Source organism: Paraburkholderia sabiae, assembly GCF_030412785.1.
Classification (GTDB): domain Bacteria; phylum Pseudomonadota; class Gammaproteobacteria; order Burkholderiales; family Burkholderiaceae; genus Paraburkholderia; species Paraburkholderia sabiae.
Genome location: NZ_CP125296.1, coordinates 1,210,028 through 1,228,584 on the forward strand (window position 1 = coordinate 1,210,028; position 18,557 = coordinate 1,228,584).

The following is an 18,557-nucleotide window of genomic DNA, read 5'->3' on the forward strand; positions in this document are numbered from 1 at the left end:
CGTCGGGAGAAAAGGGGTGCCTGAAAGAGGCGCCACAAAAGGCACCCATGTCGCGCACGTAATCAACGTGGAAATAGAACATGCTAAAGGCTGCGTTTGACAACCTGTCACGTCGGGTCGATCAACAGTTGCGATTGCGGTGGGGACGCACGGGCGGACCTGTAGCGTATGCCGGATCGCGCAGCCAGCGGGCGACTGGCGCGCTGGTGGCGCACCCCGTCGCTTGCGTCCTGGCGCTGCTCGCTCTCAAGATGGCGTGCGCTGCATTGTGGTACTGGGCGGGCGAGCGTCCGTCGCCAGGTGACAAGTGGGATAACACCCAGTTCTCCTCGTACTTCAGCGCGTTGTGGTCCGTGCAGGCCACGATTACCGCGCTCGTGTATCCGATCGTCATCGCGTTCGTCGCGGTACTGCTGCAGCGGCGCGCCACCGCCCGCCTCAGCCTCCAGTTGTATCTGCGTGATGCCCTGGTGCTGCCCGCGGGCATCAGTTCGCTGATCCTGCTGGCCGTCATGGCGGCTGAGTACCTCGCCATTCCCTACGTGTGCGCATCGTGGATTGCGATGATGACCGTAGGTGATGGTGCATGGTTTATCGCGAACACGATCCTGACCGCGGTCTTCCTCTATCGGACGGTGCAATACGTCGACGACTCGGTGCGGCTCGCGGTGTTCACGCGTTATGCCGTCGCCGATGCGCTTCCCCATGATGCGCGCGAGCGGCTCGCGGGACTGATCTTCCAGAACGAACCGCAGCCGGGCTCCATGCCGGATGATGCGGGCGAGGAGGCGCACGGGGAGACGGGGGCGCCCAGAGTGATGTACTTCTCGCTGGGCGAAGGCGACCCCACCGTCACCATGGATGTGCGTGGAACACGACGGGTGGCTGACGTCCGGCTGCGTGTGCTGCGTATGGCGACGCGAGTGTGGTTGCGCGCACAGCCCGTTGCGCCCGCGGTGGACGAAGGACGCTCGTGGCGTGCGGGTGGGGCGCTGCTCGTCCTCGACGTCTCACCTGGCGACGACGTGTCAGGACCAACCACGCTTTGCAGGATACGGAACGGTGTTGAGCCTGGATGGCTCTTCGCGTTTCTAATGCGCATGGCAATCGTGTTGCGCCGGCCACGGCCGCATCTGACGACAGTTGGGTTTTTCGATGAACTGGCGGCTGAGACGCTTGCGTTCCTGGAACAGCGTCGATATGAGGCCGCGGTGGAGACCATATCCGGACTGGTGGATCTGCACGCCAGCCTGATCCGGGGCGGCAGCCATGTCGACGGTGAGGGGCGACGGGATAACGTTGCACTTCTTCCTGATCCGTACGGATTTGGATCACACCGCCTTCACCAGGAATGGATCCACAGCTATCGCGAGCTGGTGCTGGCCGCGGCGGCCGATGCGCATCTGGGCTCCGCGTACTACAGTCGCTGCTGCCACCTGAGCTACCGGCTGCTCAATCGCATCCGCACAGAGCACTACAACATTCGCGCCTATGCGCTGAACCTGTCGACGCTGCTCGCGCACGGGCTCGGGCTCTGGTGGTCATCAAAGGCGGACGAGCGTGGTCTTGCTCCGCGGGACAGGTGCAACGGCGTCACGCTCCCTTTGCCTCTCGCGGGGCAGTACGAATCCGCACTCAATACATTCTTCGAAGCCTGGGACTACCTGACTCTCGCCAGTGAATGGAAGCGTGCGCGCACAGCGGAAGGGATCTGGGAGGCGCGCGCGGACCACGTCCGGTTTTCGGTGGAGTACCTCGTGTCGACCGTGAAGATGCTCGGCCAGGCGGTCGCGCGCGGCGACGTAACGGCATCAAGATGGTTCGTGGATTCGTTGCTGAAATGGTGGGACGCTCTGGGCTTCGAATGGAGCCGGTTCCCCCGCGCCGATGATGAGTTTGCGCTTCATGTAGCCAGTTGCGCGGAAGCTGACTGGTCAACCGTGCGCCTGACGATCGAAGGTCTGCCAGAAGGCGATGCAGAAAAGCGGGTCGCGGGTGACCTCGCGTCCGCGATTTTGAGACGGTACTGGATCGACGCACGCCTGGCCTGCGCGTTGGTCCTTCTGGGCTGGACGCCGGATGACGCGGACGAATCCACGCTCAGCCTGGAGCTTGCGCTCGCGCTGCTCACTGGGCGCAGTTACCGCGAAGGCGGGACGGTCACAGATGCAGGCATCGAGCAGATGGACACGCTCCTGCTCCATCTTGTGCGGGCGCAGGCGGCCGACAGTCATTATGAAGGGCGCGTAGACCAGCTGGTGAAGGTGATGTACGAGGCGCTCGAACCGCGCCATCCGGGCGGGCGCGTGTACATGACGCGCGGGGATATCGACATGGGCTCCCTGAGCCATCAGCAGGTGGAGCTGCTGCTCGCCGTTGCGACGGTGCGTCAGCGATTCGGGATAACCGGTATCGGGCAAACGATTCCACTATGGGCAGACGATGGGCAGCGCCTTGACCGGCTCGCGCACCGTGTAAGGTCGCTCAGGGATGCGCTGGACTGGCCGGGCCTGCCTTCCCGCCAGCAGGTGATCGGCAGGGTCCGTCAGGCGTTCGAACGCACGACGACAGAGGACGAGGCGCTGAAGGCTGTCAGGGACGCACTCGACGAGGTGCTGGAGGCCGCGTCCCGGGCGCGTCAGGAACGCGTGGTGAGGGCGCAGGTCTCGCCGGCTCGCATCCGGCTGGTGTCGGACGCCGTCTCCCGGCACATTCAGGAACAACCGGCGAGAGCCTTCCCGCTCTCGGTGGTCAAAGGGTACACGAGCGTGCCGCCGGCCGCAGAACTGACGGCCCTTGCCATGAAGGGTGTGCGCAAGGGGGTTTTCACAGAGCCACCGTTCGAACACGGTTTTGACCGGATGATCGAGCAGTTCAGTTCGATCCTGTCGGACCGTGTTGGCGGCTCAGTGCTGCAGAAGTATCTACACGGACATCAGGTTGAGGCGCTTCCTGCCATGAGCGCGGACACGTTCGCGCAGGAGCTTCGCAGGCGCTCGGCAGCGCTGCGCGAGCGCGGGCAGACACCCGTTCTCGCTGCGCCCGCGGCGCTCGCGCAAAAGCTGCTTGCGAAGTATCGACGCGTCGAAAGCGATGAGCTCCAAAAACTGACGTTCAGTTACCGGCGCAACAACGACGTGCGCAGCGTGGTGGGCTATCTGGACGACATTGCCGTTCATACCAGCGCACTGGCGGGGGAACACGGCTACGTGCTTGCGCAGGAGGCCTTTGTGCAACTGGAGTATGCCGCCGCGCCCGGGACCGGCCATCTCGTCGACGTGGAGTGGGCGCCGGAGACAGAGGGAACCATCGTGCTGCATTTTCGATGGGACGTAACGGCACGCGGGATCGACTGAGGCCATCGGGACAGGGGAAGCGCGGTCACGCAGACGGAGGCGAAAGGCCTGCCATGACACAACACATCGCAACGCCACCCAACACATCGCTTCAGTACTCCAGAAGAACAAAAAAAGCCGACCCATCGGGTCGGCCGTGAACGCTCCGGAACACTCGAGGGCGCTATCCCGGAGCCCGAGAAAACAGTCGGACAGAAGGTTATCGCTGGTCCTTCGTGTCGATGGAGCGGTGCGTGAACGTGATTTGCTTGCGGATGGCGTCTCCGTACCGTGTACTGGATCAGTTCGGGGGCGCGACGGCCTTTAGGTCTTGCCGCTCAGGCAGGCCTTCATGAACGCCTTGCGATCGTCGCCTTTCTTCTCGCCAGCCTGACTGTTGCACAGTTTCATCCTGTCCTGCTGCGACGACGGTGTCAACGCAGCCGCAGGTTTCGTCGACATGCAGTTCCTGATGAATGCCTTGCGGTCATCGCCCTTCCTGTCGCCGGCCTGGCGGTTGCAATCGGCCGTGGGCGCTGGCTGGCCGTTCTGGGCGAATGCAGGAGCAGCGAGGCAACTGGTGAGGGCGAGGGCGGTGACAATGGCTTGAATTTTCACGGGATACTCCATCATGGTTGTGGATGCTGCAGGACCGTTAAACGGGCGGCCATTAAGCGAGGTGGATTGTGCGATGCGCGCTGGCCGTCTCGGTGCATTGAATGGTGCGCGCTCTGGCATCAGAAACCGTCCACAATCGGTCGGGATTTGATGAACACGGGCGGCGCACTCGCATTCGCCAGCGCGAGCCGCCCTGAGGAAACCGCTTGCCTTCGAGCCGCGTCGGGACGCTGGCCAGGGATGGTCCGACACCTCGCAGCAGCGGCAAGACCGGAGGCGATGGTCGCGTCCAGCGTCGTTTTGGCCGCAACGGCCGACGCGGCGCCGGATAACGCCGGTAGCCCTGTGGGCACAGTGAGCCGCAGGCCGGGTGAACGTTGCGTCCCGCCGAAGCGGGACAAAAGGATCGGCCTGATCGATCGCGTCACCCGCTGGCAGGCGCCTTCGCAACGTCGTACGTCATGGTCATCCGTATGGCTCAGTCGTGTTCAGGCGACCTGGTGACCTAGCGACCGCGCAGCGTGCCGGACAGTCCTCCGCCGCCGAACAGCTGGTTCAGGTACTGGGTGTTGTTTTGCATGATCGTCATGAGCCGGTTGAGTGCGGAGAACTGCGCGTTGTACTGCCGGGTAAGCGTCTCCTGGTAACGCGTGAGCTGTGTAGCCTGGTCGGAGAGTTTGCCCAGCTCGGCATTGAGCGTCTGTGTACGCTGGTCGATGCTGCCGCTCGATTTCGTGTACGTGCTGACGAACGCATTGAGTGCGGCGCCGATGCCCGTCTTCACATTGAATAATGCTGAAACGGCCGGACTGTTGCCTGTGAGCGCGGTTTTGAGCGCCCCGCCATCCACTGCCAGCGTGCCGTCGTGCTTCAGGTTCACGCCGATCGCGGACAGACTGAACGTTTTGTTGCCTGCCGTGATGCCCTGCGCGATCAGGCTGCCAAGACGGGTCGTGATCGACGTGGTCATGGCGTCGCCAAGCAGGGGGCCGGCCTGTTTGCCTGAGGGCTGGGTCGCGTCCCAGGTCAGGCCTTTTGCGGTGCTGATATATCCGTTGTAGGCGGTGACGAAGTCGTTGATGGCCTTCACCGACGCGTCGGCATCCTTGCTGATCGATATCGTCTGCGTGGTGCCGACCGACGCGGCGGTGAGATTGAGCGTAATGCCCGTGATCGCGTTCATGACGGTGTTGCTCGCGCTCGTGACGGGATTGCCGTCAATGGAGAACGTTGCATCTTTCCCGGCGCTGATCTGCGTGAAGCTGGCGGTGTTCAGTCTCGCGTCGAGGCCAGCACCCGCTGAAATGGTGACGCTGGCAGCCGCGCCCGTCTGTCTGGACGCAAGCACCAGGTGCTGCCCGTCCGTCGCCGTGATTACCCTTGCCGTCACGCCAGGATTGGCTGGCGCCGTGTTGATCGCCTTCGCGATCGACGACAGCGAATCCGATGATGACACGTTCAACTGCATGGAGCTGCTGCCCGAGCCGATCGTCAGGGTGCCACTGCCAGGACTCGCCCCGGCGGCAAACGCCCGCGAGGAAATCTTGCTGCCGGTGGCGATGCCGCTGACGGCGATACTGAAGTTGCCCTCCGTGGCGTCTTTCGCAGATGCGACGGTCGCCGCCACGCCGTCGCCGCTTGCATCGACGCTCAGCTGGTTGAGCGCTGTGCCGTCGGACAGGCCGGCCAGCGCAGTCTGCAGCGCAGCGAGCGCCGATTTGATCTTGCCAATCGCGGACAGTTCTGCATTATCAGCGTTCTGCCTGGTCGTCAGCGCCGCGGCCTGAGCAGCCGTTCTCGCCGTCACCATTGCCGACACCAGTGAATTGACATCAAGTGTCGATTTGGTCGAGCCGCTGATAATGGATTGCGCAGCCTGCTGAAGTAATGTTGTTGTGTCAGTCGATGAAGTCGTTCTGGACATGGATGCCATCTGGTTACTCCGATTAACGACCGCCACCAGTTTTTCACTGAGGGGTTTCAGGATCCGTTACGGGATTTGCCCGCCAGCAGGGCAGGGATCAGGGTGTCTCCGCCGGCGTCAGAAACGTCTCTGGCCATGAGGCGCGGAGGCTGTCCGACAGGCGTCTTTTGCACGCCTGTCGGATCGCCTTGTCGTGGATGACGGCGCGGGTAAATCGAAACTTTAATATTTATTTGGAGTGCGTATCGATTAATGAGAATTGGTTGAGATAATGTCGAGAAGCAGTGATGAAATGGTTAATTTCGAATCACTGGTCTTGCCAAATCAATAAAGATTCATCTTGAAAGCGCTTGAATGGGAACATACAGATTGTCCGGATTCGCGACGGTCTTCGGGCGTGGTCCATTGGCGATCATCCAATGGGAGCATTCTGGTAAAGAGGAATGCCAATTATCCTTGTTACGCCGAGCGGTCTTCCGCTACGCAACGGCAACGTGCACGACGCCCAGCCTCAGAAAACACCGACGAAAAAACGCGCCGGCGGTGGGTGTCGGGGGATCAGGTGGAGGGTTTCAGCGCTTGTTGACCGCGTCTCTGAACGCCTTGCCAGCCGTAAATTTCACGGTCTTTGCGGCCGGAATCCTGAGGGTTTCCCCCGTCTTCGGGTTGCGGCCCTGGCGTGCTGCGCGCTTGCCCGAACCGAAACTGCCAAAGCCGATCAACTGGACGGCTTCACCTTTCGACACCGTCTTCCTGATCACGTCTAGCAGGATGTCCAGCGCTTCACCCGTTTGCGCCTTGGTGGCGCCCGTCTGATCGGCGACGGCGTTGATCAGTTCCTGTTTGTTCATTGCAGTTCCTTTCTGGCTGGGGTTGATCTGAGGTTGATACAGCTTGAGTGATAAGTGCCGCGTACGCCGGCGGGTTGCGTCTGCAAAAGTTCCGGGGTACCTCGTGACCACACATGGCTGTCGGTGCATGACTGACCGTGCAGAAACGGGCTGCGCCTATGCGCCTGGGCGATGTGGGCGCATAGACACCCTCAGCCGAACAGGTCAAGGAGATCGAGGAACTCGTCAAAACCGGATGGCTGGATCAGCACCACGTCGAAGGGCGACGGGTCGCTTTCCAGCGATCTGTCTTCCGACATTGCGACCATCCGGCAATGCGTCAACACGCTGATTGACCGGAGCTCCGCGCAGAGGATCCTGCTTTGCCCGGCATCAGCATGCGAGTTCAGCAACGCCATGTCAGGTCTGAAGTCTGCCGCTGCCAGTTCGATTTCGCTCGATGCCTTGACCATCAGACATTGATGTCCCTCCCGTACAGCGAGTGTGCAGAGCGCCTGGGTTGTCTGAAAGTCGTCGTGGACAATTAGTATTCGCATACTGGATCCTCTGCTCTGGATGGCGATGCGCATGCCTGTCGCCGGTCTGCTTCCGGATCTCGCGATGCTCGCTTCGCGCCGCGCCGGGGTCAACCATCTCCATTACTTCTCGACATGATCTAAACAAATTAGGAATCCTGGTTAGGATCTAATTTCAGGGAAACCTTATCGATTAATCGTGCACTTGCGCTACACCATTGCGTGATCGATCATCAGAAACCCTGAGACAAACGTTTTCCAGTCCGGGTCAACATCAAGATTGCATGGAGGCCGCCGATAGACAGCCTGCCGGGGTGATCGCATAACGGCATTGGTGCGGGTCGGGCAATAACGTCTGGATCGCACGGGGTTGACCTTACAGGCTGTGATGGGAGCGAGGACGATGAACGGGAACGGGATGAGCGTGAGGACCAAGCTTACAATTGGATTTGGTCTGATCGCCGCGATGGTGATGGTAGTGTCGGGATTTTCGCTGAAGGCCCTTTATGACGCGAACCAGCGGTTCCGGGACTATCTTGCGGGCGTCAGTGCGCGCGCCGACATGACGATACGTGTGCGCACGGCAGTCGATCGCAGGGCGATCGCGGCGCGCAATCTCGTACTGGTCACGAAGCCGTCCGATATTGAGGCGGAAAAGGTGGCGGTGAACCAGGCGCACGCCGATGTGCAAAACCGGCTGCGCCAGCTCAAGGAACTGAGCACGGCATCCGGCGTAACGGAGAAAACGCGAAGCCTCGTCTCCAATATCGACCACATCGAAGCGCAATACGGCCCGGTGGCGCTCGCGATCGTCGACGCCGCCCTGAACAACCGTCATGACGAAGCGGTCTCGATGCTCGACCAGAAGTGCCGGCCGCTGCTCGACGCGCTGGTCAAGGCAACCGACGATTTTGCGCAGAACACGCGTGAGCAGCAGACGGAACTGATCATTGATGCGGATGCGCAGTACGCGACACAGCGGCTGTTGCTGGTTGTTTTCTGTCTTGCGGCGCTCGGCACTGCGCTGTCCGCGGGGATTCTTATCACGCGCGGCCTGATGCGCACGCTGGGCGCGGAACCGGCTGCACTCAGTCATGCCGCACGCAGCGTGGCGGGCGGCGACCTGAGTCCCGTCGCGGGCGTGAATCGGGCGCCCGGGGGGAGCGTGCTGGCGTCGATGGGCGAGATGCAGGCGAGTCTCGTGCGGCTGATCAGCCAGGTGCGCGCTGCGGCCGACAATATCGCGACGGGGTCGAGCCAGATCGCCGCAGGCAATGCGGATCTCTCGACGCGAACGGAGCAGCAGGCGATGTCGCTGCAGGAGACGGCATCGAGCATGGAAGAACTGACCTCGACAGTCAGGCAGAACGCGGAAAACGCGCAGCAGGCGAGCACGCTTGCGGCCAATGCTTCGGAAGTGTCGGGGCGTGGCAGCGCCGTGGTGGGCGAAGTGGTCGCCACGATGGAAGACATCAGTCAGAGCTCGAGCAAGGTCGCCGACATCATCGGCATCATCGAAGGCATTGCGTTTCAGACCAATATCCTCGCGCTGAACGCCGCCGTCGAAGCGGCGCGCGCGGGCGAGCAGGGGCGGGGCTTTGCCGTCGTCGCGAGCGAAGTGCGTAATCTCGCCCAGCGCTCGTCGGGCGCGGCCAAGGAAATCCGGGAGCTGATCTCCAGTTCGGTCGGGAAGATCCAGAACGGTTCGGTGCTCGCGGCCAACGCAGGAAAGACGATGAGCGAGGTGACACAGGCGGTCGCGCGGGTCACGGACATCATGGGCGAGATTGCCGCCGCCTCGAGCGAGCAGAGTCGTGGCATCGAGCAGGTCAACAAGGCCGTTGCGCAGATGGATCAGGTGACCCAGCAGAATGCCTCGCTCGTCGAGGAGGCGGCGGCTGCCTCACGATCGCTTGAAGACCAGGGCGAGCAACTGACGAAGTCGGTCACCTTCTTCCGGTTGGGTGACGCGCAGGCCGCGGTGGCGTGAGCCGTCAGCGTCAACAGGGTTTCCGGCTTGCCACGGGCCCGAGGCGATGGGCCCGGGCCTGCCAACCACAGACGTCTGGAACACGGTAGTGCGCACCCCACGGTAGTGCGCGACGCGCAACTTCAATATTTCTCCACGCGTTCTCAACGAAGACCAAACGGTCGATGTTGAAAATTCAGTCCGGAATTCACCGGTGCGGCAATGCATTGATGCCGCACGTGGTGCCACCCCGTACTGACCGGAGAAATCACGTTGCGCAGCAATGACAACACTGGCCGTCCCGAGCGCGTCTGGCATGCAGGCTTCGAAGCGGCCGCGAACACGACAGGACCTCGCGCGTTGCGCGTCGGCGCGCTGATCATCCACGGACTCGGCGGTTCGGAACATGACCTTGGACGGATGCGCAGATCGCTTGAGCTTGCTGGCATCGCGACGCACGCCCCGACGTTGCCGGGCCACGGCGGCACGCCCGGGGATCTGCGCGAGGTCCGGGCCGAAGCGTGGCTCGAGAACGTGACGGCCGCCTACGACGAGCTGGTTCAACGGTACGACACGTTTCATGTGATCGGGATGTGCATGGGCGCCTTGCTCGCCTTGCTGCTGGCCGAGCGTCGCCAGCACCGCAAGGGGCGGCTGGTCGCGCTGGCCGCGCCCGTCTTTCTTGACGGCTGGTCTGTGCCGTCTTATCGCTGGTTGCGGCACATGATCTATCGCATGCCCCGCCTTGCCGGCATCATGCGCGTCCAGGAAAAAGCGCCGTTCGGCGTCAAGAACACGCTCATCCGTTCGGCCATCAAGGCGCGGTTCGAGCGGGGTGATCCGTTTCACTATCGCTGGGTGCCGCTGACCTGCATACGCCAGGTGGACCGGTTGCGGCACTGGGTGCTCGATAGCGCCCGCGGCATACCGTGTCCGACGCTCGTGGCCAATGCCCGCGAAGACGAACTGACCTCGCTGCGCTCGGCAGAATTCCTGCTGGACGCGATTCCCGACGCGAAAGGGCTGATCCTTGAGAACAGCTACCATATGATCTGCATCGACAACGATCGTAAGCAGGTGACACGAAGCGTGCTCGATTTTCTCGGCGCCTTCACTGCGCGCGAGGTGCGCCCCGTGACCGTCAGCCACGCTCCTCACGGTCAGGCCGTACCGTTGCATGCGTTTGGTTGAACGGCTACTTCTGGTTCCCGGTCGCCTCGGTGACTGCGCAACCGGATTGCTGTCTGTGCAGGCGTGATCCGGACATCGGACTATTCCACTGCGGTTGGTTCGACTTCAATCCGCCCGTAGGGGGCAGCAGCTATCAAGACATCTCCACGAGGCTGGCGCTGTTGAAGACATCGAAGCGAGGCGATGCACCACGCACAGACACTCTTGTTAATTGGCTACAGCGCCCGCGTTCAGGCAGCATTGCACCCCATGGAGAGTAGCGGTCATCGCAGTTTCACAAAATCAATGCTGAAGCGTGTCGGGTTACGGACCGCTCGCCAGAAAACCGGATTGAAGCCCCAGCCCCTGATGAAATGGGCGTGCAGGATAATAGAATCACGGGTCATCCGCTCTCCAAAGATCACTTCCCTGAGGGCGTCCTTTGCGAAATTGAGCGTACCCGCGCCATCCGTCTTCGGTCTCTTGTAAGAGTACGAGTGCGCTGCCATCACGTTCCTTCGCTCAAAGCGGCCGGCTTTGCCCGGCCGATCGATCTTCGCTTTTCTCATCGCTTCACGTGCTGCCGCATTGCGGCGGTCGAACTTCGGATACCACTCAAACGTCGCCGGGTTGATGGATCGAAACTCCTGCTCATAGGCCCATTCCGAAGATTTCTGGAACAGCGCAATCTTTCCCAGTTCAGCTTCCGAGTGTGACCAGAAGTCCACTTTCGGATAGCTTGTGGAGTACTGCATTTCGGCCGCTGGAGGGAGCCCGGTCGCTTCCCAGTTGAACCCGAGGCACAGACCCCGATGTTCGGCAGCATAGTGAGCCCACAGTAGCAGATTGTGCTTTTCCGCTGATAGTGCGAGCGCACCAAAGTTATCCATCGCGTCGCGATAGTAGCGCTCATAGTCGAAGCGGTTGTTGTCGAGCAGATCCATCGTGTAGTCGACGTTTTTCTTCGCCTGATTCCAGGCCTGCATTACTGTCGGCAGCATCACGTGACGTTCGACCTTGCTGCGCTCCCATGCACGGCGTCGGATTACCCGGAACTGGCGATCGTAAGCATCGTTCTTGTCGGCGATAAAATCGAACAGTATCCGCCCGTCAAACGGATCATTGAATGTTGAGGGCTTTGCATAGTAAAGCGCCGAGTTTGAAAAGATCCTTGCCGTGTTGCAGCGAACCGTTTTGGAGAAGTCGATTGGTGGGCGATATTTGAAAAGCAGCGTCATCGTTGTTATTCGTGAGGTCTGACGGCAGGGCGCGCGCCGGTGGAACGGGAATCTAGCATTCTTTTGCGTTCCGGCGTCGGGTTGCTGGTCATCGGCCCGGGGGTTCCCGATCGGATCTTCCTCAGAGGGCCGCGACGTCAGCCCGATTTCAGCCGATTTCAGCCCGCTTTTCAGCCCATTCGCGCGCGAGCAGTCATCCCGGCAAACGCCGCGATAACCCGACTCCGCGTGAGCGATATGGCGACGCCGCAGGCGCGTCAGGACGACCGATGGCGCCGCGTTGACGCTTCCCTACGGCTCGGCTAGCATTTCGCTCCTTTCCTCAAGACCCATGGGCGTTCATGGACAGCATCTCTCCACCCCTGGCGTTCCCGACTTGGCGTGATCTGTGGATGTCCATTGAGGGGATCCCTGAACTGCTGACAGCGGCTGACGCTGCCTTGCAGCGACGCGTGGCAGGAAATCACCGTATCCCTCGCTGGACGGTCCCGGATAAGGAACAGCAGACGCTCGCCCTGGGCATACGTGCACTGCAACTATGGGCGCAGGGTGAGCCACCCAAAGATGTCATGGCGCGGCCGTCGCTCATCCGTCGTATCCATCATCTGGTCAAGCCGGTTCTTAGCGCCGCAGCATGGCCTCGCTGGCTGCTTCTGGAACGGGCGTTTGCGGATGCATCGACCACGGGCGATCTACTGTTTGCCGCGCTGGTGCTTCGGACCATGTGCGAGGAGGTGTTGCGACTCCATGCCCTCGACATCGATGTGGAAGGGCTCGCCACGCTGGCAGGCTCGGCCGACGTTGCCGACCAGGAACGGCTGAACCAGTTTCTGGCATTTGCTTCGAGTTCGCTTGCGACGCTTGCGTCAGATACCGTTCTCGAAGGAGAAGGCTGGCCTGCCCTGAAGTCGACGGCAAAGGCCATGCCCCGGCTCGAGAAGGCACGTGCGGCGCTCAACAGTTATGTTCACCCGAACTATGGAAGCCACATCGTTGCGCTCTTCCCCGAACGGGCTGCCGCTGGCCGGCTCCTGCTGGAAGCAGTTGCATCCGTCTATGAGGCCTTTTTCGCGCTTTCCTGGTCCGAAAAGCCAGTCACGGGACCGACGCGGCCGGTGGACGTTGGTCCCGTAGAATCCTGGGCGCAGACGACCCGGCGGCTCTTGTCGGAGATCCTGCCGGAAGCTCGTCGGACGGCAGGTGATGACGCATTCGCCGAGGTGATGAATGCGCCGGCCATCACCCGGTGGCTTACGACCGAACGCGACGATCTGGAAGCAATGCTGCTCGACCCCGAAGCGGCACCGCTGACAGATGGTCTGCCGCGACGCCAGATGTGCGATGCGGACGCCCGGGCGTCCGGCTTCAGGATCTGGGAGGGAGCCAACGCAGCCGATATTCTCGGATTTGCTGCTGCCCGCCGCGCCGAGCATCACCTTGTTTCGGAGTTTCAGGCCGGCGCTCCCGATGCCACGGATCAGGTTCAATGGCTGCGTTTCAATAACCTCTGCCTTGAACTCGCGATGCTGGTCGGCCAGACAAAGGCGGCGGCCTTCAAGGTGCAGCTTGCGCGCCAGGTCGTGCAAGGAAATGGCCTGGCCGCACTCCTGTGCGTGCGTTCGCTGATCGAGCATCGGGCGCTGGCGGTCTGGCTCCCGCAACAGATAGCCGCGTCGCTCGATGCAGCAGCCAGTCAGATTCAGGCGGGCGGGGACATTCCCGCGACGGGACGAGGCGTGGAAACCGCGCTCGCGAATTTTCTGGCTGCGCAGGCGAAGCACACAAAGGAAGTGCGGCGAGCCTGGGTCATGCGCGGGCAAGGCGACACGCGCCTCGCGTGGCTGAATCTTGAACATATCGTCAAGACGGCGTTTCCGGAAGACGACCGGTTCCGGAAGCTGTACGCCCTGACGTCGGCTGCCTTGCATGCACGAGCGCACCGTGGAATCGAGCTGCTGTTACGGGCAGCCGCCCTGAAGACCAGTTCCCGCGATATCGGATTGCTGGTGCTTGAGCGCCTCTGCGATCGGGATGAAGAAATGGACCACCTCGCGGCGGCGGGCATCGCGTTGATGCGGATGGGGCATTCGGCAGATTTTGGGGGCACGGCAGCTGCCACGACGGATGATATGGCTCGTCAGGTGTTCGGCCATTTCAGGGAAGCATTCGTCGCGGGCGAGGATTATTCAGGAGACGGGACCCGGGAATCGCCTTTTTCTTTTGGACAACACCTCGAATTTTACCAGGCATCGTACGCGCTGCTCGCACAACTCGGGATTGACCCGGGCGGATCAAGGCGGGGCCTGGATCACGACGCGTCGGGACATCTCTGTGACAGGTGGCACGGGCCAGATCGCGAATACTGGTTCAGGGCATCGCCTGATCGTTGGGACATTTGACGAGTATCGCAAGGCAGGGCTTTCACGACGAAGCCGCCTGCGAAGATGCACGTCAGTTCGCCGGGGCAAGGGGAGGCGCCTTGCCTTCGCCGCAACTGGCAAAACGCTTGCCTCCCCTCTGGGCTGAAAAGCGAGCCTCGTTCGCATTGGTGTGCAGCCGCAACTGAACGCTCATGTCTGTGAAGCCCTTGAAAACGATGGTCACCAGCATGAGTTCCGCGGCATTGTCGTCGGGTGACTCTGAGACCAGTACCTGACTCATCTTCCATCGCTGGGCCAGCTCAAGCAGGCCCTTGCGCCATTCTGCCGATCCCACCTTGATCGTACTGGTTGCCGGCTGGTCATAGGACCGGTTGGCATGTTCCGTAATCATCCGTGCTCCTCGGGAATCCTGGAGGAACAACTGGTCGCGAAGATTGATTGAACAGTAGGCACGTCCGGTCTGCGTGACGCCGACGGTCTTTCCTGCGCCGCCGTCGATCCTGGCGACGAGAACCTCGATTGTCGCGTGCTCGTCGTCGAACGTCCTGGCGGTGTCGGTCTTCGCCTGTTCCTGCGCGCTGCCCGTTTCTTCCCTGGCAGCGGCGTTGATTCGCGTGAGCACCAGGATGGGTTGACCGGTTCCGCTTACGTTCGCGATGGTCGCTGGCATGTCCATGAAGCCGTCCTTCGTCTCATCTGGGAGAGGCGCGGTATGGCCGGCGCTTCCATGCTCAAGCGCGTCGGCCACGCTCCAGTATCGAAAGGCTGGCGCGCTCCTGGGGAGCTTGCCAGCTACAACCCGATCGAAGTCGGTATCGTCCCACTCCAGTCCGACTAGCAGCGGACTGCCGTCAGCAAGCCGTATCACTGAAAGAGGCTCATTCTTTTCCCTGGCCCGAATCACGGAGCGTTCCACCGTGCCGCCTGGTTTAAGCTCCTGGCGGGTGACTGCGACGCATTCCCGGTAGTCCGCTACGGCGTTGCTGCAGGGGGTGGCACTGCCCGCGACGGATTCCGCATAGTCATGCCCGTCGGGCGTCACCGTTATGCCGCGGGCGAGAACCCAGGCATGCGTTGCCGATCCCGTTGCATCATTCTCGAGAAGGAAGTCGTGCTGCAGGAATCGCGCGTTGCCTTGCACGGAGCGCGTGTCGAACTGATAGGGCCGCTCAACGTTTGGGCTGCCGAAGTCCTGCCAGACAAGCTCTGGCGTGACTCCGGGACAGGTCTTATTCCCGCGTGGAGGAAGACAGCCTCGATGTGAAAGGGACAGCAGTCCGGCACGCTGCCCGACCACCGCAAGCTTGCTCACTGACACATCACCGACCTGCGAACACTGCATGCCTTTCTGCGGATCGCAACTCTCGATGACAAAAGGCGAGTCAGGCGAGGGGGAATCGTATAGAAATTTGAAGACGCGCACGCTGGTGTTCGCGAAGTTGTCGCGCGCGACAGAGGCCAGCATGGGAGCACCAGGAGAGTGCGCCCATTGAGGCGGTGTCGCGATGCGTCGATCGGGGAACGGCACGACATTCGGGGTATTCCAGGTACTGGCCAACCCGTCCCGTTCGACGAGTGCGGACATGGTGACGGTGTTGCGTTTGAAGTAAAACGTGCGGATACCCATGTCAGCGGCCGGTGCGCCTGCATGTGAACCAGGCGGGACCGCGCGCGCGATCACATAGTCGTCAGCCGCATAGGGCATCGGATCGTACTCGAAATAGGTCGACCGGTCCGGTCCCATGTATGAACCGGCACCACCCAGCGCGACACCGAGCAGCACCTTCTTGGCCTCGGTTTCGCAAAACGAGAACGGATTGTCGCTGGAAGGCTTGCCTGGGCTATCGGTACTGTCCTTGGCGAAGACCTGGCGACATAGACGATAGGATGACTGCTGCAACATGACGTCGCAGTCGTTTTGTGTGTAGCCGTAAGTGGCCAGGCCGTGGCGATAACAGAAGTCGTGAAGCACGCAGGCCTGCCGGAAGCGTAGCCGGACGTCGGACAACTGGCTCGAAGGCCGCCGGAACGCGATATCAGCCCACGAGGGAATCGAACAGTCCAGACTGCGACCGCCCGCGCCGATGATCGCCTGGGTGGTCGGGGATGAGGGGTAGCTGGTAAACGTTCTCGGCGCTTCAGATTCCCACGGCTCCGAAAGACTGGCGTAGACCTTGTTTGCGCTCCAGTCGACGAAAGGCTTGCATCCGCTCAGAACGCAGACTGTGGTGAAGAGCGCCGTCATGGACAGACGCGTTGCAGATCGCTGGATCAGCGCGTGAGCACGATATGCCTTGAGTCCTTGAACCGGTACCATGCTCTTTCCTTTTTCATACTTGTTGGATGAGGGAACGGTATCCGATCCCCTGCATAGTGCGATGCGCGATCTGTGTGATGCCGGGATTCAATGCTGGAAAAGAGGGTACAGGTTGGCTGGTCAGGCGGAGTAATCGAAATGTGCCGGCTGGATGCCTGGCGCACGGATGCGAACATCACCGTGCCCAGGCGCGTCACGCCCCATCCCGCCCCTGCCATGTTGTTCAAGAGAATTCTCAGCGGCCCTCGTGCCACGCATAGGGGACATCAACGGCGGATGGTGTGCCCGGCTCGTGTTCGGCGACGGGACGCCACCGGGTCGCATAGTGATCCCACCAGTGACGGCGAGGCGCGACGCCGTTCATCGGCAGGGCGAGCGAGACGAGTTTCCCGCCGTCTTCGAAAATCAGCCCGCGCGTTGCCAGCGCGCGTAGCGTTACGCCAAGTTCATCGTCAGTCATCGGCAGCATGGCGCTCAGGGCCGGCCGCGTCGTGGGCGTTTCTGCCGCGAGAAGAAGCCGGCTCTCGTCGGCGCTCAGTGCATGGCGTTCCATGGGCTCCCTGCGACTATCGGAGACGATGAGCCGGCCAGCCTCATCACACTCGTAGAGCAGATCCATGGGCCTGCGCCGATCCTCGGCTGTCCACGCGTCGCACAGCGCTTCGATCTCGCGATAGATCCGGGCAAGCCGCGGCGAGGGCTCGAACGGCAGTCTGAAAATGTAGCAATAGCGGTCGAGGTCGAATCCGGAGCCCGCCAGATAGTCCCCGGAAAATATGAGATCGTATGCCGGCTCATGGCGCAGTTCGCCGAGTCCGAAGCGGGCGGGATCCGCCTGCAACGGCGCATACCGCGTAATCTGGATGCGGCCGCGGGTCGATGGTGGATCAAGATGCGCAAGGTGTGGCAAGGCGCGCGCGATAGCCTCAAGGGTGTCGGCGTCGTCGTCAGGCAATCCGTACAGCAGGTTATAGAGCAGCGTCAGACCGTAGCGCCGGGCGAGCAGAAGCAGGTAGACGTTCTGGACGCCGGACACGCCCTTGTCCATGCTCGTCAGCACGCGGTTGCTGAAGGACTCGATACCGGGCTGCACTTCGACGAAGCCGGCGTCTACCAGCAGACGCATGCGCCGCGCGTCGATGTTGGCCTTCAGCTCGCATTTCAGACGGTAGGGCGCGCCGCGCTCGATGAGTCTGGGCAAAAGCGTGTTGTAGTAGGCGTGCGGCAGGATGTAGTCCGCAAAGCGGAACTCGTTGCATCCATAGCGATGGCTGAGCCAATCGAGCGTGTGGAGCACGGATTCCGCGCTGCGGGCGCGATAGGCCATGTCGTCATCGTGGATGCCGCAGAATACGCAATGGTGGGTGGCGCCCCACCAGCATCCACGCGAGTTTTCGACGGGCAGCCGATCGACGGAAATGTCGACCGAGTGCGCGGCGCTGAGCTCCGCGACTTCGGCATAGAAATCATCAAAGTCGGGCGGCGGCACGGTGTCCATGTCGACGCGGCCAGCCTGCGGGCTTTCGACAGGCCTGCCTGCGCCATTGCGGTACAGGAGGTTGGGCACGGCCGAGAGGTCCGGCTCCGTGTTCACTGACACGCGCGCCAGTGCGGCGATGCACGGCTCGCCCTCGCCGGTGCAGATCGCATCGATCCACGGAAAGGCGTCCAGCAACATTTCGCCCGTGGGCGCCCGCACGGCGTAACCACCGAGCACGGTCATGATCCCGGGCGCAGCGCGCCTGAGGCGAGAGGCAATCGCGACAGAGGCGATCGTCTGGTCGAACATGCAGGTGAAGCCGACGAGTGTCGGACACCACTGCACCATACGCGCAACATGCGTGTCGACCCAGGCCGGAATGACCTCTGCGCGCAACTGCAGGACCTTCGCCACAATGCCAGCGATCCCGCCGTGCTGGCGGTGGTCGATCGTACCGACTGACACCACCTCGGCGCATTTTTCGCGAAGCAGTCGAAGCTGGCGAGGGGTGACCTCCGGATCGAGCAGTCCGCTGAACAGAAAGTCGTCGAGTGCATAGATCCGGGCGAGGGCGCCATAGGTTTGCGCACGCAGGAAATCGAGCGTGAAAAGGTTCAGGTGCGTGACGCGCACAGCGATGCCCTCACGCTTCAGGATGGCGCTGAGCAGGGCAAGGCCAAGGCTCGGCTCATTCAGCGACGTCCAGGGAGGACTGACCAGCAGTACGCGGGGCTGTCGGGTGTCGGGGCGCTCGGACAT

General features: G+C 61.8%; 10 protein-coding genes and 1 pseudogene. 4 read left to right on the top strand and 7 right to left on the bottom strand.

Translation table 11 applies throughout. The features are described from left to right. The first annotated feature begins 80 nt into the window (after positions 1-80). Complete coding sequence (locus QEN71_RS35080; RefSeq protein WP_201651962.1) at positions 81-3,356, top strand: hypothetical protein; 3,276 nt, start codon at positions 81-83, stop codon at positions 3,354-3,356. Between the two features lie 303 nt (positions 3,357-3,659). Here the strand turns inward: QEN71_RS35080 and QEN71_RS35085 are convergent, their stop codons facing one another. The 4 genes from QEN71_RS35085 to QEN71_RS35100 all read right to left on the bottom strand — a co-directional run bounded on the left by QEN71_RS35085 (position 3,660) and on the right by QEN71_RS35100 (position 7,297). Then, positions 3,660-3,953: a PsiF family protein gene (locus tag QEN71_RS35085; RefSeq protein WP_201651960.1), complete on the bottom strand. Its 294-nt coding sequence runs from the start codon at positions 3,951-3,953 to the stop codon at positions 3,660-3,662. A gap of 505 nt (positions 3,954-4,458) precedes the next feature. Further along, entirely contained in the window at positions 4,459-5,886 is a 1,428-nt protein-coding gene (gene fliD, locus QEN71_RS35090; RefSeq protein WP_201651958.1) for a flagellar filament capping protein FliD, read from the bottom strand. Positions 5,887-6,449: 563 nt separating this feature from the next. Further along, positions 6,450-6,728 (bottom strand): HU family DNA-binding protein, encoded by a 279-nt coding sequence (locus tag QEN71_RS35095; protein WP_201651956.1) that lies wholly within the window; start codon positions 6,726-6,728, stop codon positions 6,450-6,452. Positions 6,729-6,919: 191 nt separating this feature from the next. Further along, positions 6,920-7,297, bottom strand: a complete 378-nt coding sequence (locus tag QEN71_RS35100) for a response regulator transcription factor (protein WP_201651954.1) — start codon at positions 7,295-7,297, stop codon at positions 6,920-6,922. Between the two features lie 349 nt (positions 7,298-7,646). On the opposite strand from QEN71_RS35100, the pseudogene QEN71_RS35105 reads away from it, so the two are divergent. Together QEN71_RS35105 and QEN71_RS35110 are read left to right on the top strand one after the other, a co-directional pair. Continuing rightward, positions 7,647-9,224: pseudogene (locus QEN71_RS35105) on the top strand (methyl-accepting chemotaxis protein); the annotation flags it as partial. Positions 9,225-9,485: 261 nt separating this feature from the next. Beyond that, a complete protein-coding gene (locus QEN71_RS35110; protein WP_377791348.1) occupies positions 9,486-10,403 on the top strand; it encodes an alpha/beta hydrolase in 918 nt (305 codons plus the stop codon). A 263-nt stretch (positions 10,404-10,666) separates the two neighbouring features. Here QEN71_RS35110 and QEN71_RS35115 read toward each other — a convergent pair whose 3' ends face one another. Further along, the gene (locus QEN71_RS35115; protein WP_201651950.1) at positions 10,667-11,620 is read right to left on the bottom strand and encodes a DUF2971 domain-containing protein; all 954 of its coding nucleotides are present in this window, start codon (positions 11,618-11,620) and stop codon (positions 10,667-10,669) included. Positions 11,621-11,961: 341 nt separating this feature from the next. Between QEN71_RS35115 and QEN71_RS35120 the strand changes: the two genes are divergently transcribed. Beyond that, the gene (locus QEN71_RS35120; RefSeq protein WP_201651948.1) at positions 11,962-14,019 is read left to right on the top strand and encodes a hypothetical protein; all 2,058 of its coding nucleotides are present in this window, start codon (positions 11,962-11,964) and stop codon (positions 14,017-14,019) included. A 52-nt stretch (positions 14,020-14,071) separates the two neighbouring features. Here QEN71_RS35120 and QEN71_RS35125 read toward each other — a convergent pair whose 3' ends face one another. Next, positions 14,072-16,318: a hypothetical protein gene (locus tag QEN71_RS35125; protein WP_201651946.1), complete on the bottom strand. Its 2,247-nt coding sequence runs from the start codon at positions 16,316-16,318 to the stop codon at positions 14,072-14,074. A 235-nt stretch (positions 16,319-16,553) separates the two neighbouring features. Next, positions 16,554-18,557 carry a RiPP maturation radical SAM C-methyltransferase gene (locus QEN71_RS35130; RefSeq protein WP_201651944.1) on the bottom strand — a complete coding sequence of 668 codons (2,004 nt, stop codon included), beginning with the start codon at positions 18,555-18,557 and terminating at the stop codon, positions 16,554-16,556.